This is a genomic window from Pseudarthrobacter sp. NPDC059871, from assembly GCF_042731175.1.
Taxonomy (GTDB): Bacteria; Actinomycetota; Actinomycetes; order Actinomycetales; family Micrococcaceae; genus Arthrobacter.
Genome location: NZ_JBHWJV010000014.1, coordinates 92,697 through 109,384, shown reverse-complemented (window position 1 = coordinate 109,384; position 16,688 = coordinate 92,697). Strand labels below are relative to the sequence as shown.

Annotated in this window: 17 protein-coding genes; 9 read left to right on the top strand and 8 right to left on the bottom strand. The window is 66.5% G+C overall.

Annotated elements, in window-relative coordinates:
- Positions 1 to 55 precede the first annotated feature (55 nt).
- Positions 56 to 2,992, top strand: coding sequence for an exo-alpha-sialidase (locus ACFV4R_RS18135; protein WP_377204064.1), 2,937 nt, complete (start codon positions 56 to 58; stop codon positions 2,990 to 2,992).
- A gap of 76 nt (positions 2,993 to 3,068) precedes the next feature.
- Here the strand turns inward: ACFV4R_RS18135 and ACFV4R_RS18130 are convergent, their stop codons facing one another.
- A complete protein-coding gene (locus ACFV4R_RS18130) occupies positions 3,069 to 3,776 on the bottom strand; it encodes an ABC transporter ATP-binding protein (RefSeq protein WP_377204063.1) in 708 nt (235 codons plus the stop codon).
- Positions 3,777 to 3,803: 27 nt separating this feature from the next.
- Positions 3,804 to 4,910: an FtsX-like permease family protein gene (locus ACFV4R_RS18125; protein WP_377204062.1), complete on the bottom strand. Its 1,107-nt coding sequence runs from the start codon at positions 4,908 to 4,910 to the stop codon at positions 3,804 to 3,806.
- A gap of 163 nt (positions 4,911 to 5,073) precedes the next feature.
- On the opposite strand from ACFV4R_RS18125, the gene ACFV4R_RS18120 reads away from it, so the two are divergent.
- From ACFV4R_RS18120 to ACFV4R_RS18105, 4 genes are all read left to right on the top strand, one after another.
- Positions 5,074 to 6,390 carry a sensor histidine kinase gene (locus tag ACFV4R_RS18120; RefSeq protein WP_377204061.1) on the top strand — a complete coding sequence of 439 codons (1,317 nt, stop codon included), beginning with the start codon at positions 5,074 to 5,076 and terminating at the stop codon, positions 6,388 to 6,390.
- The gene (locus ACFV4R_RS18115) at positions 6,383 to 7,042 is read left to right on the top strand and encodes a response regulator transcription factor (protein WP_349034623.1); all 660 of its coding nucleotides are present in this window, start codon (positions 6,383 to 6,385) and stop codon (positions 7,040 to 7,042) included. The genes ACFV4R_RS18120 and ACFV4R_RS18115 overlap by 8 nt, the downstream gene beginning before the upstream one ends.
- A gap of 75 nt (positions 7,043 to 7,117) precedes the next feature.
- Entirely contained in the window at positions 7,118 to 7,582 is a 465-nt protein-coding gene (locus ACFV4R_RS18110) for a pyridoxamine 5'-phosphate oxidase family protein (RefSeq protein ID WP_056080726.1), read from the top strand.
- 120 nt (positions 7,583 to 7,702) lie between these two features.
- Positions 7,703 to 8,386, top strand: a complete 684-nt coding sequence (locus ACFV4R_RS18105) for a hypothetical protein (RefSeq protein WP_377204060.1) — start codon at positions 7,703 to 7,705, stop codon at positions 8,384 to 8,386.
- Positions 8,387 to 8,464: 78 nt separating this feature from the next.
- Here the strand turns inward: ACFV4R_RS18105 and ACFV4R_RS18100 are convergent, their stop codons facing one another.
- Positions 8,465 to 9,091: a PAS and ANTAR domain-containing protein gene (locus ACFV4R_RS18100; protein WP_377204059.1), complete on the bottom strand. Its 627-nt coding sequence runs from the start codon at positions 9,089 to 9,091 to the stop codon at positions 8,465 to 8,467.
- Positions 9,092 to 9,708: 617 nt separating this feature from the next.
- Positions 9,709 to 9,963 (bottom strand): hypothetical protein, encoded by a 255-nt coding sequence (locus tag ACFV4R_RS18095; protein WP_377204058.1) that lies wholly within the window; start codon positions 9,961 to 9,963, stop codon positions 9,709 to 9,711.
- A 261-nt stretch (positions 9,964 to 10,224) separates the two neighbouring features.
- Here ACFV4R_RS18095 and ACFV4R_RS18090 point away from each other — a divergent pair, with 261 nt between their 5' ends.
- Positions 10,225 to 10,662: a VOC family protein gene (locus ACFV4R_RS18090; protein WP_377204057.1), complete on the top strand. Its 438-nt coding sequence runs from the start codon at positions 10,225 to 10,227 to the stop codon at positions 10,660 to 10,662.
- Positions 10,663 to 10,798: 136 nt separating this feature from the next.
- Positions 10,799 to 10,981 (top strand): hypothetical protein, encoded by a 183-nt coding sequence (locus ACFV4R_RS18085; protein WP_377204056.1) that lies wholly within the window; start codon positions 10,799 to 10,801, stop codon positions 10,979 to 10,981.
- A 210-nt stretch (positions 10,982 to 11,191) separates the two neighbouring features.
- Here the strand turns inward: ACFV4R_RS18085 and ACFV4R_RS18080 are convergent, their stop codons facing one another.
- From ACFV4R_RS18080 to ilvD, 4 genes are all read right to left on the bottom strand, one after another.
- Complete coding sequence (locus tag ACFV4R_RS18080) at positions 11,192 to 11,893, bottom strand: HAD family hydrolase (RefSeq protein ID WP_377204055.1); 702 nt, start codon at positions 11,891 to 11,893, stop codon at positions 11,192 to 11,194.
- Between the two features lie 35 nt (positions 11,894 to 11,928).
- Positions 11,929 to 12,657 carry an SDR family NAD(P)-dependent oxidoreductase gene (locus ACFV4R_RS18075; protein WP_377204054.1) on the bottom strand — a complete coding sequence of 243 codons (729 nt, stop codon included), beginning with the start codon at positions 12,655 to 12,657 and terminating at the stop codon, positions 11,929 to 11,931.
- Positions 12,623 to 12,961 carry an antibiotic biosynthesis monooxygenase family protein gene (locus ACFV4R_RS18070; protein WP_377204053.1) on the bottom strand — a complete coding sequence of 113 codons (339 nt, stop codon included), beginning with the start codon at positions 12,959 to 12,961 and terminating at the stop codon, positions 12,623 to 12,625. The genes ACFV4R_RS18075 and ACFV4R_RS18070 overlap by 35 nt, the downstream gene beginning before the upstream one ends.
- 106 nt (positions 12,962 to 13,067) lie before the next feature.
- Positions 13,068 to 14,927: a dihydroxy-acid dehydratase gene (gene ilvD / locus ACFV4R_RS18065; RefSeq protein ID WP_377204052.1), complete on the bottom strand. Its 1,860-nt coding sequence runs from the start codon at positions 14,925 to 14,927 to the stop codon at positions 13,068 to 13,070.
- An 85-nt stretch (positions 14,928 to 15,012) separates the two neighbouring features.
- Between ilvD and ACFV4R_RS18060 the strand changes: the two genes are divergently transcribed.
- The gene (locus ACFV4R_RS18060) at positions 15,013 to 15,849 is read left to right on the top strand and encodes a helix-turn-helix transcriptional regulator (protein WP_377204051.1); all 837 of its coding nucleotides are present in this window, start codon (positions 15,013 to 15,015) and stop codon (positions 15,847 to 15,849) included.
- Between the two features lie 114 nt (positions 15,850 to 15,963).
- On the top strand, positions 15,964 to 16,596 hold the full coding sequence (locus tag ACFV4R_RS18055; RefSeq protein WP_377204050.1) for an MBL fold metallo-hydrolase: 633 nt from the start codon (positions 15,964 to 15,966) through the stop codon (positions 16,594 to 16,596).
- Positions 16,597 to 16,688: the final 92 nt, after the last annotated feature.

Below are 16,688 nucleotides of genomic sequence, written 5' to 3'. Positions count from 1 at the left end.
GTCCAGAAAGGACATGGGTTTGCGAATTACCACGAATAGAACCAGGAAAAGATCGATGGGGCAGGCTGCGGGCACAGGCGCCCTCGCCCTGGCCCTCCTCGCCGGAACCGGGCTCCCCGCCCAGGCGGCACCCATCCCGTCCAACAGCCCCACGGTTCCTCCCGGTGCTTTCCAGGAAACCAACCTGGCCGCGGACAGGACCGCCAGCAACTTCTTCTACCGCATCCCCGCACTGTCCTATGTGGGCAACGGCGTGGTCCTCGCGGCATGGGACGGCAGGCCCGGCAGCTCCGCCGATGCCCCCAACCCCAACTCCATCGTGCAGCGCCGCAGCACTGACGGCGGACGGACCTGGGGGCCCGTGCAGGTGATCGCCGCCGGGCATGTGGGCGACGCCGCCGCTGCAAAGTACGGCTACAGCGATCCGTCCTACGTGGTGGACGCCGAGGCCGGAAAGGTCTTCGCATTCTTCGTGTATTCCAAGGACCAGGGCTTCGGCGGCAGCCAGTTCGGCAACGATGACGCTGACCGGTCCGTCATCTCCTCCGCGGTCATTGAGTCCTCCGATGGCGGCCTTACCTGGAGCCAGCCGCGCCTCATCACTGACGTCACCAAGCCGGGCACCAGCAAGACCAGCCCGGCCGCCGGCGATGTCCGCTCCAACTTCGCTTCCTCCGGCGAGGGCATCCAGCTCAAGTACGGCCCGTACAAGGGCCGCCTGATCCAGCAGTACGCCGGGGATATCCGCCAGGCGGACGGCAGCAACAGGATCCAGGCCTACAGCGTCTTCTCCGACGACCACGGCGCCACGTGGCACAAGGGCGCCAACGTGGGCGACCGGATGGACGAAAACAAGACAGTGGAACTCTCCGACGGACGCGTGCTGCTCAACTCGCGTGACAACGCCAACCAGGGATACCGCAAGGTTGCGGTCTCCACCGACGGCGGCGCCACCTACGGCCCGGTCACGCAGGACACCGAGCTTCCGGACCCCGCCAACAACGGGGCCATCGCCCGCATGTTCCCCAACGCCGCACAAGGCACCGCCGACGCGAAGAAGCTGATCTTCACCAACGCCAATTCCAAGACCGGGCGCGAAAACGTCTCGGCCCGTGTGTCCTGCGACGACGGCGCCACCTGGCCAGGCGTCCGCACCATCCGCGCCGGATTCTCGGCCTATTCCACCGTGACCCGGCTGGATGAGGGCCGGTTCGGCGTCCTGTACGAGGGCAACTACACGGACAACATGCCGTTCGCCGCCTTTGACGATGCCTGGCTGAACTACGCCTGCGCACCGCTTTCCGTTCCCGCCGTTACCACCGCCCCGGGTGCCACGCGGCAGGTGGCCGTGACGGTCACCAACCAGGAAGCCGCCACGCTTTCCGGCGCGAGTGCCACCGTGTACACCCCCAGCGGCTGGTCCGCCACCACGGTGCCCGTACCCGACGTCGCGCCCGGTGCCTCCGCAACCGTGAACGTGGACCTGACCGCGGCGGCGAACGCCAGCGGCCCGCAAAACCTTAATGCAGCGTTCACGACGGCGGACGGCCGGGTTTCGCAGGCCACCTTCACGGCCACGGTGCCGGTGGCACCGCAGGTGGGCCTCACCATCACCGGGGCCGCGCCGGACCGCGACGTGGCGGCCAGCCCGTACAAGGCTGGCGACGTTGTCAGCTACACGTTCACCGTGAAGAGCACGGCCAATGTCACGGCAAACTCAGTACCCGTTTCCGGCAACTTCGACGCCGGCTTCCTGCCACCCGCCCCCGGGGCGCCCAGCAGCCCTAACTGCCGGTACAACAACCTGGCCGCCGGTGCCGGCTACACCTGCACCACGGCCAGGCACACGGTGACGGCCGATGAAATTGCCCGCGGCTACTTCGTGCCGCAGGCCACCTTCAGCATCACGGCCAGCGCGACGCCGTCGCTCACCAAAATGGTGGCGTTCACCGGAGCGGCCGTGGCCCTGCGCGACGGCCTGGTTTCCGCCACGATCACGGGCAGCCGGAATGACGCCGGCCGGGACCTCGCCGCGCAGCCGTACACGGCAGGGGAGGCCTTGCCCTACAAGTTCGACGTCGCCAACACCAGCCCCCTGGTGGAAAAGGTGGTGCCCACGGCGGGCAACTTCAGCCCCCTCGTGCCTGACGGTCCCGGGAACTGCCGGTACAGCGTGCTGCCTGCGGGCCAGGGCTACACCTGCGCCACGCCACGGCACACCGTCACCGCGGAGGAAGCAGCCCAGGGCTTCTTCATTCCGCAAACCAGCTGGGACGTCAGCGCAGCGGGCCAGAGCACCCGGACCTACGCCGTCAACGGCGGCGAAGTGGACCTGAAAGTGCGCGATGTCAGCCTGGAAGGCACCGTCGCAGCTGTTTGGACCGACAAGGACGGCGACAGGTACGCCTCCGCAGGCGACGTTGTGACGTATTCCTACACCCTGGGCAACGCGGGCAATGTCCCGCTGACCGGGGTGGCTGCCCCGGACGCAGGCATCAGCGAACCGTCGCTCGCAGCCGGCAGCACTGTGACTGCCACCAGGGACTACGTGCTCACCGCAGCTGATATCGCCGCCGGGAAGCTGGACGCAGTACGTTTCAGCGCCACCGGGGACAACGGAACCAAGCGTGCCACCGTTTCCGTGAGCGGCGGCGGAATCCAGCTTGAGCTCCAGCCCGCCCAGCCGGAGACCGAACCCGCCCTGACGGTCCAGGACTTCGACGGCCAGGCGCCGCCGTTCGACCTGAAGACGCAGGACAAGTACAGGAACGGCCAGAAGGTGGTCCTTGAAGGGCTCGGCTACGGGCAGTGGTACTACGTCTACCTCAACAAGCGCAGCCAGCGGATCGGCTGGCTCTTCCCCACCACCGCCAACACCGTGGAGTTCATCCTCCCGGCGGGGGTCCAGAACGGCCGCGATGATGTGGTGGTCCTGGACAAGGACGGCAAGCAGGTCTCCTTCGACCGCCTGCAGGTGACCCCGAAGGGTTAGCCATCAGCCGCGTCACGGACGCAGACAGCCCCGGCGGGAGACCCCGCCGGGGCTGTCTGCGTTGTTCCCACCCCGCTCAGGCGCTGGCCAGGATCGGCGCCGCCAGCCGTCCGTCCCGCATGGTGGCCACGGCGTCCGTCAGCGGCAGGAACTCGGTGTCATGCGTGACCATCACCGTGGCCACCGAGAATTCCGTGGTGACCCGGCGAAGCAGCCGGACAATTGCCTCGCTGCGCTCATGGTCCAGCGCCGCCGTCGGCTCATCCACCAGCAGCACCTTGGGGCTGCCCATCAGCGCGCGGGCGATGTTGACGCGCTGGCGCTGGCCGCCGGAGAGCTGGTGCGGCAGCTTGCGGGCGCTCGCGGAGAGCCCGACGACGTCCAGCAGGCCCGCCGCCCTGTCGCGGGCCGCTTTTGCTGGCCTGCCGCGCAGGTGGTCGGTGATGATGAGCTGCTCGGCGGCCGTCAGGGAGGGGAGCAGATTGGGCTGCTGGAAAATGATGCCGATCTTGCTGCGCCGCAGGGCCGTCAGCTCCTTGTCCTTGAGGCCGGAGGTGTCTGTGCCGTCGATGAGGACCTGCCCTCGGGTGGGCCGGACCAGGGTGGCGGCGGTGGCCAGGAGGCTGGATTTCCCGGAGCCCGAGGGGCCTACGAGCGATACCAGCTGGCCGGCGTGTGCGGTGAGGCTGACCCGGTCCAGGGCGGTGGTGGTTCCGGTGCCGTCGGGGTATTCGAGGGTCACGTCAATGAGATCAAGGGGAGCGGGGGTGGGGGAAGCAGGCATGGGGTTTCCTTTCAGGAAGTGGGGTTTTCAGTTGCCGCCGAGGGCCAGGAGCGCATCCACCCGGGTGGCGCGCCGGACGGCCAGGGCCGCACCGGCAAGGCCCAAGGCGATGATCCCGACGACGGGAAGCACCGTGGTGCCAAGGTTCAGCAGGAAGGGGGCGGCCTGCGCGGCCAGCGACCCGGCAGCAACGCCCACAGCCCCGCCGGAGGCGGCACCTGCCACCAGGACGAGGGCGGCCTGGGCGATGGCGTCGCGGAGGATGTAGGACGCGGGCGCTCCCATGGCCTTGAGTACGGCGATGTCCCGGGTCCGCTGGATGGTCCACACCGTCAGGAACGCCACGATCACCAGCGCTGCGATGCCGTAGAGGAACGCCTGCATGAGGGTCAGCGACCCGTTCTCGCTCTTGTACGATCCCAAAGCCTGGAAGGACCCGGTGCGGGATTCACTCACCGTGCCCGCCGTGGCATTAGCCGCTGGCTCGTCCACGTGGGCACCGTCCGCAAAGGTGACGGCAACCACCGTGGCCAGCTGCCCGCCGTCGGACACGTGCGCCACCCTGGCCCACTGGGGAAGGTCCGTCCACACCACGCTGGTGTGCGAATACCACTGGTCCGGGACCACGGCGGCGACGGCGAGTTCCACGCCGCCGACGCCTACCGTGTCGCCCTGCTTCACGGACAGCGAGTCCGCTACCGAGGCGCCGAGCACCGCCGTCCCGGGCGCCACGGAAGCAGGGGCCAGCGGGCTGCCGGCCGGGACCCCGAAGACGGCGACGTTGGCCGTCCCGGAACCATCAGCGGTCTGCAGCCGGGTCTGCGTGATGCCCAGCGGCTCGGCGGCGGCCACCCCCGGCTGGTCCTTCCAGCGGTCCACCTGCCCGGCGGTCACCGAACTCTCCGTGTACGAGGCCTTGGGAGTGCCAGTACCCGGTGCGCCGAACGCGACGGCGTCAACGGGCCTGGACCCGGCGGCGCCGCCGAGCTTGCCAATGGCGGAGGTGGACTGCTCGGCCAGGCCGGCCGTCAGGCCGGTCAGCATCACCAGCAGCAGGGTGATCAGGGCTACGACGCCGCCCATCATGGCGAACCGGCCTTTGGCGAAGCGGATATCGCGGATTGCCAGGAACACGTTGTTCTTCTCTCAGCAGGAGTGGAATTGAGTAATTCCACTCTCCCGCCGGGCGTTAGCCGGGGCATCGCGGAGACGGTTGATCTCCGGCGGCCATGGGGTGGAGTCCGGAGTCAACCATTTGATTGATCCGCTGCCGGCAGCCCCGGCATAAGCTGGGGGAATGCCCGCCGCGCCCTTACAGACATCCCCGGACAGAACCGGCGGAAGCCCGTCGCGGGGACCGCTGGTCGCCGTGGAGAATGCGTCGTCCGCCGCGATCCTGAAGGTTCTCCGGGTCACCCTGCACACCGGGTTCGCGGTGCTGCTGGGTGTTGCCCTGGTCCGGATCCTGATGGCCGGAGATCCACTGCGCTGGCTCTGGGCGGCGGTGGCGGTGGTCCTCGCCGCGGTGTACCTCGCCGGAACGGTCCTCGAGAAGCGCCACGCCGAGGGCCGGGCCACCCTGGATCCGCGTCGCTTCGCCCTCCTGTGGCTGGTGCTGGTGACGGGGCTGTGGGCCGTCCTGCTGGCCGGCAGTGCCGACTTCGCGTGGCTGGCGTTCCCCATCTTCTTCCTGCACCTTCACCTGCTGCCCCGGCGCACGGCGCTGCTGACCATCACGCTGATGACGGCGGCGGTGATCACCTCCCAGTGGGCAGCAAGCGGTGCCCCCGTTCCGCATGTGGCAGCCGTCGTGGGGCCCGCGCTCGGCGCCATTTTCGCTGTCATCACGGGGCTGGCCTACGCTGCCCTGTACCGCGAGGCCCTGAACCAGCGGCGCGCGGCCGATGAGCTGCACCGGACGCGTGAGGAGCTGGCCCGTTCCCAGCATGAGGCCGGCGTGCTCGCGGAGCGGGAGCGGCTGGCCCGCGAAATCCACGACACCCTGGCCCAGGGACTGTCCAGCATCGTGCTGCTGGGCCGGGCGGCCGAACAGTCCCTCGCGGGCGGCGACTCCGGCGCGGCTGCCTCGCAGCTGGAGCTGGTGCAGCGGACTGCGGCGGAGAACCTGGCCGAGGCCCGCAGCTTTGTCCGCGGCCTGTCCTCGCCGCAGTTGGAGGGCAGCACTCTGGTAGACGCACTGAGACGGTTGTGCGCCGCCACCGAGACAGGTGCCGCAGCGGCGGGGTTGCCGCTGCGCTGCCGGGTGGAGGTGGACGGTGATCCCCTGGACCTGCCCCAGCCGGTCCGGGTCACCTTGCTGCGCGCGGCCCAGGCGAGCCTCGCCAACGTCCGCGAGCACGCGGGGGCGCGCACCGCCGTCGTGACCCTGGCCTTCCTGGGCACGGAGGTGACCATGGACATTTACGACGACGGCGCGGGCTTCGAGCCGGACGCTGCGGCGGCTGCCGTGCGAGGAGACGGTGGCGGGTTCGGGCTGCGCTCTCTGCGGGAACGCGTGGATGCCCTGAACGGCTCGCTGGAGCTGGAATCCGGTCCCGGCGAGGGCACCGTGGTGGCCATCCGGCTGCCGCTGGATGGTGAATTCCGTGAGTGAAGTCCGTGTGCTCCTGGTGGATGACCATCCCGTGGTCCGGGCCGGGCTGCGGGCCATGCTGGCGGGGTTTGAGGGGATCGCCATCGCCGCCGAGGCGTCCGACGGGCGGGCGGCGCTGAAGGAACTGGACCGGCTGTCCGCGCTGGGGGAGCCGCCGGACGTGGTCCTCATGGACCTGCAGATGGGCCAGGGGATGGACGGGGTCACCGCCACCGCCGAGATCCGGAAACTGGCTGCACCGCCGCCGGTGCTGATCCTCACCACGTACGATACCGACGCGGACATCCTCGCTGCCGTGGAGGCCGGCGCCAGCGGCTACATGCTGAAGGATGCCCCGCCCGAACAGCTGCGGCAGGCCGTCCTGCAGGCTGCGGCCGGCGGCACGGCCCTGGCACCGAGGGCGGCCGCGTTGCTGATGGACCGGATCAGCAACCCCGGCACTTCGCTGACCCCGCGGGAGGTGCAGTTGCTGGAACTGCTGGCCACCGGCCTGTCCAACCGGGCCATCGCCAAGCAGGTCTTCATCTCCGAGGCGACCGTGAAGACGCACCTGGTCCACATCTACGGCAAACTCGGCGTGGACAACCGGACCGCGGCCATTGCCGCTGCCACGCAGCGGCGGATCATCCGGCCGCCCGGCGGGAACGGCTGATCGGTTTCTGGTCCGCTGGCGGTTGGGGCAACACGGCCCTGTTGCGCCGCGGCTCCCCGGCCTAGAATCACGGCCATGGCCACCCCACAGCAGCAGCCGCAAGCCGAGACCCTCACCGAAGACGAGTGCTGGCGATACCTGGAATCCGCGTACATTGGCAGGCTGGCGGTGATCAACCGGGCGGTTCCGGAGATCTTCCCTGTTAACTTCGTGCCTGTGGACCGCACCATCCTGTTCCGCACGGCCCCCGGCGCGAAGCTCAACGCCCTGCTCAGCAGCACGCCTGTCGCCTTTGAAACGGACGGGCTGGGCACCTACAGCACGGAGGTGTGGAGCGTGGTGGTCAAGGGCATCCCGGGCCAGGTGCCGGAGGGCGAAGCACCCGTTGAGCTGGCCGACCCGGACCGTGAACCGTGGCTGCCGGGACCCAAGGATCACCTGATCCGCATTACGCCCACCGAAGTCACCGGCCGCAGGTTCCCGGTGCATTCACGGACCCGCTGGTGGCCGCCGCTCGACTTCTCATCGGACTGGACCTGAAAATCCACATGTTGACCAGAGATCCGGGTTGTTAGGGGCACGCCCCCAACCTGTGGAGAGGGGTTCAAACCCCTATCCAGTCGCGAATGGCAGCCTGCACACTTGCGGAATCGTCCCTCAGTGGAGGTCAAGATGCATCGCACGCGCATTTCCTGCTTCCTGGCCGCTATTGTGGCGCTGACTGCCTGCACCGCCACCACCGGAAACGGCCAACGAACCACGCCAGCAGCTCCCCATGGCACACAGGTCGTGTCTGTCGACCCCTGGGCCCACGAATTATTGGATAGCAGGCCGCCAGCTGTGCCGGTTACCCCGTCGGAGGATAACTGGTGCGACCCGTCACGGGTCACCGAAAGATTTGACGCCGACATGTGTGTTTTCAGCGTCCCTGGTGTGGCCCACTACCCAGAAGCGCTGTGCTTCCGCAGCCCGGCGGCATCCGAAGAATATGCTTGCCTCGAGCAAGACCTGAGCTGGAAGATCCTGGACGGGCTCAAAGTCAGGGGAATTGAGCCCTCCAAAAGCCCTGGAGCACTAGGCAGGCCTGTCTACCTGAAGCTGACCGATGGCACCGTGTGCGCAGCGAGCAGCAAATCTGCGATGCCTCCCGTAGGGGACTACCCGTTCCTTGGCTTCTGCAACGACAACACGTTCTACTACGCCCACGTCATATCCCCGCCCCCGCAGGATGGTTCCAACCCGTTCGCTGACGAAACGGATGATGAGGGCCACTGGGTGATTAGAACTTCCGACGGGACTTCAGATCAATTGGCCACCCGAGCCGTAGAGACGGCGTACAAATAGCGCGCCACGGAGGCAGCCGCTTGGAGGGTGTTAGGTCACAACTTTCAGGTTTGGATCTGAGTCCTTTGGTTCCTGGTGTTAGCGAGGTGTGGCCCAACCGTGCAGGACCTCATGGATGTGTCCGTGTTCGGCAGCGGTAACCAGCCTGGCCGCGACCACTGCGACCTTGGTGTTGGTGTTTTGGCTGCGCAAGGCAAGCCGGTCGAAAGCTGAAGACGGGCCGATGTTGAAGTGACCCATGAGGATGCCTTTGGCCTGCTCGATAACGCCGCGGCTGCCGTAGGCGTTGATTAATGCGGCTGCGGCGGCGTGACCGCTTTCGATGGCCATCGCCCGGGTCAGGTCGATCATCAGCCCGTGGATTGTCGATACCTCGCCGGTGCTGTCCCGGTCGGCCTCGGCAACGGTCAGGACGCGGTGTTCCTTACTATTGCTGTCGATGATGCGATGGAAGTTTGATGCCTGCCCACCATCCCGGGACAGGGTGGCAATAAGCTGCCGGGCCGCGTCCCGGTCTTCCGAGTGCTTATGTGCCAAAATCAGGTCCTGCGTGGGCACGACCTCACCCCTGGTGTAACCGTGGATCCGGTACAGGCCATCGGACCACTCGCACTTGCCGGTCCCGAGCGACAGCCGAAACGAGCCGGTCGGGCATACCTCCCCTCCAGGTAGCGGAAAACCGTAAGAGACGCGTTCCTCTGACATCCGGCAGTTCCTTTCAGCAAGCCGCGCCGCCGGCGCGGCCACTATGAGATACCAACGCCGGTTCCATAACGGACACTCCGCGAGCGTCTCCTGGCACCTGGTCCTGCCCTGGCTGCGGCTCCGCCATCCACTGAAAATGTCCAGAAAAAGCATCCACGTTCCCTGAAACGCAAGTGTTTCGCCGCTCTACCAAGGGGGTGGGAGGCCCTTCAATGCTTCAAGCAGAAGAGCGTCCTCAAGTGCGGGAAGGACGATGGCACCGTGGAAAAAGCATCCAGCATCCAGCATCGTCTCATCGGCGCATCCACCTGACGCCCAGTATTCGAGCCAGATATCAAAAACCGTGGCAAGGCCTGTGGAAATCAGGAACCGGGCCCACCGGTGCGGGTACCGTGGATTCATTGTCACCCCTCAGTTCTTGCGGCAGCGGAGCCAATGGCGGCCCCTGCCGGATGCCTCCGGGATCCGGGCTTACGAGCAACCCACTGCACATGGCGCGAAATTGCCAAATGAATCAGGGGCTCCGTTGTCCAGATGCGTGGGCTTACGGGAGGCCCTTTCCCTCCCGGCAGCATTGGCAGGCGGGCGAGGTGCTGGCTGCGCTGCACTGCTGGCTGTCAGACGAGTTTGGGGTAGGTTGCCATGATGTAATCCACGGCCGTGGCGCCTTTCATGCGCAACCCGTTGCCGTGCTGTGTACCGAGTGCTTCCATGGCCGCCCAGAAGTTCGACTCCGTGCCCAGAGGCTGCTGATTGATGAAACACCAACTGGTGTAGAGCCCGAAGAGTTTGTCCGGGTCCATATTCGCGCACGATGACGCGTCAAGGTACGTGGCTTCCCGGAGGAAGGTACTGAACTGCGAATGCGACATGGTGGCGTCCTTCGCTAGGTGCACGGCCCCACCATGTGGCTATAGCGGGAATCTCGGGTGCCCTGCACAAAAAACCCGGGGTGACTTGGTACGCAGACCGGGAGGATAAAGACCGCCGAGCGCAATTGTCTACGGTGTAGACTTTACGCGTAGACCATTACGGCTGCAAGCGTGTGCTGTAGTTGGAAGACGGAAAATTCTGGAGTCTGGTCAGACCGCCGACCACTGGACCCGGACCACCGGCCTCGGTAGCGTGCACCTATGACCATCAAGCTTGAGAACGTGGGCATCGCCGTCCGCGACCTGGAGGAAACCATAGCTTTCTTCTCCGATCTCGGCCTCGCGGTGGTGGGGCGGGATACGGTAAGCGGCGAATGGACCGACACCGCCGTTGGCCTCGACGGCAACCATGCCAAAATTGCCATGCTCCAGACCCCGGACGGCCACGGCCAGCTGGAACTCTTCGAATACATCCACCCGGACGCGATCGAGACGGCCCCCACGCTGCCCAACGAAATCGGCATGCACCGTGTCGCCTTCTCCGTGGACAACATCGACAAAGCCCTGGAGATCGCTGCGAAGCACGGCTGCCACCCGCTGCGCGGCGTGGCCACCTACAAAGACATCTACAAACTCTCCTATGTTCGCGGGCCCAGCGGCATCATCGTCATGCTCGCCGAAGCGCTAAAGAACGGCTGACGACGGCGGGTTGCGGCGTTCCGGAACCCGTTCCCAAGCCGCCGACCGCCGTCGTGCGCCAAAAAGTTGGCGCCGGGCCGGAGCCTTTCGCGGCAGGGGCTGTTAGCGTGGAGGCCCGGCCAATGGAGGAGCAACGATGACCATCAACTCACCCGATTCACTGCCCGACGACGGGGACCAGGCGGCAGAGGAAAAAGCGAAGGGCGACGGCGGGGTCCCCGGCGGCAACGACGGCGTGGGGATCGGCGCGGACGCCGAACCCAACACCTTCGAGCCCGAAGAGGACCCGGACTCGACCAAGGGGCCGGAAACGGACTGAACCGCAGCGTCAGCCCGCGCCCGGGCTCAAATTTCAGTCAAGATTCCCCGCCCGCCGCCCAAATCGGCATTTCCGGAGGTTACCAGCGGGTAGATTTTTAGTTGCTTCCAATTCCCCCAATGCGGAGGCAACAAGGAGGCCCCCGCGCTCGAGCTTCGACTCGCGTGGGGGCCTTCCCACGATCCGCAGCCGATCCTAACAGGTGAGCAGTTACGCTCCTGGCACCGCATGAGACGACATCAGTGGAATGAGCTCCTTCAGCGTCTGAAGTGTCCCGCGTGCTGGGTTGCCTCCCCGTTGGAGGTGAACAGCCTGGAGCCCGGCATTGCGGGCGCCTTCTATATCAACCCGGAAGTTGTCGCCCACGTACAGTGCTTGCGCCGGAGAAACACCCAAGGCCCGGCACGGCTTCAGGAAGGCCTCCGGCATGGGTTTGGGATGGCCGATGGACTCCGAAGTGAAGATTGCGTCCAGCGCCGGCTCAAGCCCGACGTTCCTGATCTTCCCCAGTTGTTGTCCGTGGTTTCCGTTCGAGACCACGGCCGTCAGTACGCCGCCATCGCGAAGCATCTGCAGGCAGGGCCCAGCGTCAGGGAATGCCTGCCAGAACCGCTCGTAGTACTCCAGATACACCGCAAAGAGTTCGTCCAACGCCTCCTCTCCCGCAGGTACGGCATGGCCGGCCAGCGGGAGGAAATGCCGGAGCCGTTCCCGGCGCTGCTCCTGGAACGTCAACTCCTTGGCGAGGAAGCGGTCGTAACTGGCCCGCTCGACCGTGAACCAGGCCTGGGCCAGGTCATCGGAAGCTGCAAGTCCGAGATGCCGCGTGAAGGCATGAAGCCCTGCCTTTGCCGATGCCAGATGGTCGAAGAGGGTATCGTCCAGGTCGAAAAGGACAGCCTTGATGCTCACGGTTCAAGGCTAATGGCGCCGGGCCGCGGTCCCGGCTACCAGGCCAGGTCTTCCTCGCCGAGGGAGCAAAACCGGGGAGACGTCCGGCATTGGGAGTCGACGAGTTCCCGCAGCTGCCGCGCGGCCGTGGCGGGACGCTTCGAGGCATCGGACTGCCCCATGGCTGTGGCGAGCTTGCCTGGGTGCACCGCCCAGCAGCGGACCCGGTCCTGGAGCTCCTGGGCCAGGGAAACGGTGAGCATGTTCTGGGCAGCCTTGGACACTTTGTACGCGTAGCTGGTGGAAAGATCCGCGAAATCGCCATTCGCCTGCGCCGTCACGGAACCCAGCCGGGACGACACATTGACCACGACGGGATCGGGAGCGGCCAGCAGGTTTGGCAGCAGGAATTGCGTCAGCCGCAGCGGGCCGGCCACATTCACATCCACCGCGTTCAGAAGGCCGTCAGCCTCGATGGCACCCAGTTTGCCGCGCGGGGCGCCCTGCGCCGCGTTGTTGACCAGCAGGTCAACGGGCCTCTGGCCCACAGCCGCCGTGAGCGCGGGCGCCGGTTCGGACCGGACGTCGTGTTGGACGGGTACGACGCCGGCCGGCCAGGGTCCGCCCGCAGGTTCAGCGGAAGTGCGGGTCAGGGCGAGGACGTCCCACCCGTGCTCCGCGAGCTCGTGGACGATTGCGAATCCCAGTCCGCGGTTGGCCCCAGTGACCACAGCGAGCCTGCCCACCGGATCAGGCCGGGTCTTTCGAAGTGCCGGAGTGGGCATCGGCGGGCCGGGCCGACGTCACATGGGTGTAGTGCTCCACCACGGGGAACGGCTCGTAGAACCGGTGCAGCAAGGCCCGCCACTGCTGGTATTCGGGAGAGCCGCGGAACCCTTCGGTGTGGTCTTCAAGCGTCTCCCATTCCACCAGCAGCAGGTAAGTGCCGGGGGACTCGATCGACCGCGAGAGCGACAGCGAAATGAAGCCCGGCATGGCCGCGATGATGTGCCGGGCCTGGCCGAAGGCGGCTTCGAACTCCTCTTCCTGGCCGGGGATGACGGGAAGCAGGGCGTGCTCGGTAATCATCCGGCCATTCTGGCAGGTTTCCGGACAATTGCCCTCTTGACCTGCTGTAACGCAAAAGACCCCCGCCCGGAAAACTCCGGACGGGGGTCCTGCTGATCGCTAAAGCCTAGTGCTCCAGGAGGGACACGTCGCGGACGGCACCCTTGTCCGCGGAGGTTGCCATGGCGGCGTAGGCGCGCAGCGCAGCAGAGACGTGGCGCTCCCGGTCCTTGGGCTTGTAGCCGCCGTTGATCAGCAGCTTCTCGCGGCGCTCGGCCAGGAGCTCATCGGAGACCTCCAGCTGCAGGGAGCGCTGGCTGATGTTGATGCTGATGATGTCGCCGTCCTCCACCAGGGCGATGGTTCCGCCGGAGGCAGCCTCGGGCGAGATGTGCCCGATGGACAGGCCGGAGGTGCCGCCGGAGAAGCGGCCGTCCGTGATGAGCGCGCACTTCTTGCCCAGGCCGCGGCCCTTGAGGAACGACGTCGGGTAGAGCATTTCCTGCATGCCGGGACCGCCCTTGGGGCCTTCGTAGCGGATCACCACCACGTCGCCTTCCTTGATCTGCTTGTTCAGGATCTTCTCCACGGCTTCGTCCTGGGATTCGCACACCACGGCAGGGCCGGAGAAGGTCCAGATGGATTCGTCCACGCCGGCGGTCTTCACCACGGCGCCGTCCACCGCCACGTTGCCGCGCAGCACGGCCAGGCCGCCGTCCTTGGAGAAGGCGTGCTCCACCGAGCGAATGCAGCCACCCTCCGCGTCGGTGTCCAGGGAAGTCCACTCATTCGACTGTGAGAACGCGGTGGAGGAACGGACGCCGCCGGGAGCCGCGTGCCACAGGGCCTGCGCCTCTTCGGTGGCCTTGCCGCCGCGGATGTCCCAGTCGTCCAGCCAGCCGTCCAGGTCGGTGGAGTGCACGGAATGGACGTTCTTGTGCAGGAGGCCTCCACGGTTCAGCTCGCCCAGCAGCGCGGGGATGCCGCCGGCACGGTGCACGTCCTCCATGTAATAGGTCATGTTTCCGGCAACGTTCGGGGCCACCTTGGCCAGGCAGGGCACCTGGCGGGACTTGGCATCCATCTCGGCCAGGCCGTATTCCACGCCGGCTTCCTGGGCAGCGGCCAGCAGGTGCAGGATGGTGTTGGTGGAACCGCCCATGGAGATGTCCAGCGCCATGGCGTTGTCAAAGGCTTCGGCGGTGGCGATGTTGCGCGGCAGCACCGAGTCGTCGTCGCCGTCGTAGTAGCGCTTCACGAGCTCGACGACGGTAGCGCCCGCTTTCTCGTACAGCGCCTTTCGTGCGGTGTGGGTCGCGAGCACGGAGCCGTTGCCCGGCAGGGCCAGGCCGATGGCCTCGGCGAGGCAGTTCATGGAGTTGGCCGTGAACATGCCGGAGCAGGAGCCGCACGTGGGGCAGGCGTTTTCTTCGATGAGGTTGATGTCCTCATCGGAGATGGATTCGTCCACCGCATCGGCAATCGCGTTAACCAGGTCAAGGGAGCGGACGGAACCGTCGGTCAGGGTGACGCGGCCGGCCTCCATCGGACCGCCGGAGACGAATACCACCGGGATGTTCAGGCGCAGTGCGGCCATCAGCATGCCCGGGGTGATCTTGTCGCAGTTGGAGATGCACACCAGGGCGTCGGCGCAGTGCGCATTGACCATGTACTCCACCGAGTCGGCGATCAGGTCACGGGACGGCAGCGAGTAGAGCATGCCGGAGTGGCCCATGGCGATGCCGTCATCCACCGCGATGGTGTTGAACTCGCGCGGCACTGCGCCGGCGGCGAGGATCGCGTCGGAGACAATCCGGCCTACGGGGGCGAGGTGGGTGTGGCCGGGGACGAATTCGGTGAAGGAGTTGGCCACGGCGATGATCGGCTTGCCGATATCCGAGTTGGCGACGCCGGACGCGCGCAGCAGTGCGCGGGCTCCGGCCATGTTGCGGCCGTGGGTAACTGTCTTTGAACGTAGTGCAGGCATGATGACCATCCTTCTCTGGCGCCGCCGCAAGAGGAAGACGGCCTTGCTACTAGTAGTGGGAGTACCAGAGTAATAGTATTTGCAGATGCAGAATTCCGGGCGCCGCAAAGAGCTGGGCCTCTTCCTGCGGGCCCGCCGCGACCAGGCCCTCCGGGTGGACTACGGACTCCCGCCCATAGCCCGCAAGCGTGACCGGGGCCTGCGCCGTGAAGAGGTGGCGTTCCTTTCGGGCGTGAGCGTCACCTGGTACACGTGGCTGGAGCAGGGCCGGGACATCAGCCCGTCCCGCCAGGTGCTGGAAGCCGTCAGCAGGGCGCTGCATCTTTCGGACACCGGCCTGGATTATGTGTTGTCGCTCGGCGGATATGCCTCCGCCGGACCGAGCACGACGGCGGCCGCTACAGCGCCTGCCCATCTCCAGCGGCTGCTCGATGCCCTGGACCCTAACCCGTCCTTCGCGCTGTTCCCGGACTGGGGCGTCGCTGGCTGGAACAACGCCTACGCGGCGCTCTTCCCCAACATCGCCACGGTTGCTGCTGCAGACCGCAACCTCCTCTGGCTGGTGTTCACCGATCCCTACGTGCGGGACCTGCTGCCCGACTGGGAGGTGACCAGCAAGAGATTCCTGGCGGAGTTCCGCGCCGAAACGGGCCAGCGGCTGGGGGACGTGGACGTCAAGAACCTCGTGGAACGGCTCAAGGATGCCAGCCCGGAATTCCGGGAAGGGTGGGACCGGTACGACATCCTGGGCTTCGAATCACGCGAGCGGCTGTTCCACCATCCTGCCGTGGGCGTGCTGCAGTTGGAGCACCACCAGCTGTCCCCGTCGGACCGGCCGGACCTGCATCTGGTGGTCTACACGCCGGCGCCCGGGAGCGACGCCGGGAAGCAGATGGCGTCCCTCATTGCCGCTGCCACCTAGCGGAGCGCCCGAACCGGTGCAATTCTGGACGGAGCATCAGCCACCGCAGCCAGGAGCGGCGCCCTGCTGCTCCCGCAAGGCATCACGGCCATGATGCGGAACTGAGGTCCACGCATGAATTCTTCCCCTGCAATCAGCGTTACTCCGATTCGTGTTGCCGACCTGGTGGCCGAGGGCGAGCTGATGCCGGTCTACGTGCATGTCATCGACCACCCCGAGGGCCGCGTACTCGTTGATACCGGCCTGACTGAGCTTCATCCGGCGGTGGCGGACATGGATCCCCGCCTCCATCTCCTGAGCGACCAGGACTTCGACCTGGGCAGCGTGGACATGGTGGTCAACACCCACCTGCATTTCGACCATTGCGGCGGCAACCACCTCTTTGCAGGCAAGCCCATCTATGTGCAGCGCCGTGAACTCGAGGACGCCCGCACCCAGGAGGACTACACCATTCCGGAGTGGGTGGACCCGCCCGGAATCACTTACGTCCCGGTCGACGGGGAGCATGAGCTGCTTCCCGGGATACGGCTGCTTCCCGCCCCGGGCCATACCGCCGGCTCGCAGATCGTGGTCATCGATGGGGGCGGAGTGCCGACCGTGATCGCCGGGGACACGGCCGTGTGGTTTGGCGAACTCGACAACCCCGGTACGGAGGGCCAGCATTTGGTGCGCTCGCTGAACCCGGGCGCGGTGTGGCTGTCGCACACGCACACGCCCTGGAGGCCCGGGGGGCCCGAGAAGGCGTGAGCCCGTCCGGCTGGTTCACCCAAAACAGGACACGGAAATGGCGGCGAAACCGGTATGGTTTCGCCGCCATTTCGTTGACGCCGGTTCAGCGA

Bases quoted from the DNA above. Each gene is read 5' to 3' on its own strand.
- ACFV4R_RS18085 (WP_377204056.1), top strand. From the start codon at position 10,799: ATGACCATCAACTCACCCGATTCACTGCCCGACGACGGGGACCAGGCG.
- ACFV4R_RS18090 (WP_377204057.1), top strand. From the start codon at position 10,225: ATGACCATCAAGCTTGAGAACGTGGGCATCGCCGTCCGCGACCTGGAG.
- ACFV4R_RS18100 (WP_377204059.1), bottom strand. From the start codon at position 9,091: ATGTCAGAGGAACGCGTCTCTTACGGTTTTCCGCTACCTGGAGGGGAG.
- ACFV4R_RS18135 (WP_377204064.1), top strand. From the start codon at position 56: ATGGGGCAGGCTGCGGGCACAGGCGCCCTCGCCCTGGCCCTCCTCGCC.
- ACFV4R_RS18095 (WP_377204058.1), bottom strand. From the start codon at position 9,963: ATGTCGCATTCGCAGTTCAGTACCTTCCTCCGGGAAGCCACGTACCTT.
- ACFV4R_RS18130 (WP_377204063.1), bottom strand. From the start codon at position 3,776: ATGCCTGCTTCCCCCACCCCCGCTCCCCTTGATCTCATTGACGTGACC.
- ilvD (WP_377204052.1), bottom strand. From the start codon at position 14,927: ATGCCTGCACTACGTTCAAAGACAGTTACCCACGGCCGCAACATGGCC.
- ACFV4R_RS18110 (WP_056080726.1), top strand. From the start codon at position 7,118: ATGGCCACCCCACAGCAGCAGCCGCAAGCCGAGACCCTCACCGAAGAC.
- ACFV4R_RS18075 (WP_377204054.1), bottom strand. From the start codon at position 12,657: ATGCCCACTCCGGCACTTCGAAAGACCCGGCCTGATCCGGTGGGCAGG.
- ACFV4R_RS18120 (WP_377204061.1), top strand. From the start codon at position 5,074: ATGCCCGCCGCGCCCTTACAGACATCCCCGGACAGAACCGGCGGAAGC.
- ACFV4R_RS18055 (WP_377204050.1), top strand. From the start codon at position 15,964: ATGAATTCTTCCCCTGCAATCAGCGTTACTCCGATTCGTGTTGCCGAC.
- ACFV4R_RS18070 (WP_377204053.1), bottom strand. From the start codon at position 12,961: ATGATTACCGAGCACGCCCTGCTTCCCGTCATCCCCGGCCAGGAAGAG.
- ACFV4R_RS18060 (WP_377204051.1), top strand. From the start codon at position 15,013: ATGCAGAATTCCGGGCGCCGCAAAGAGCTGGGCCTCTTCCTGCGGGCC.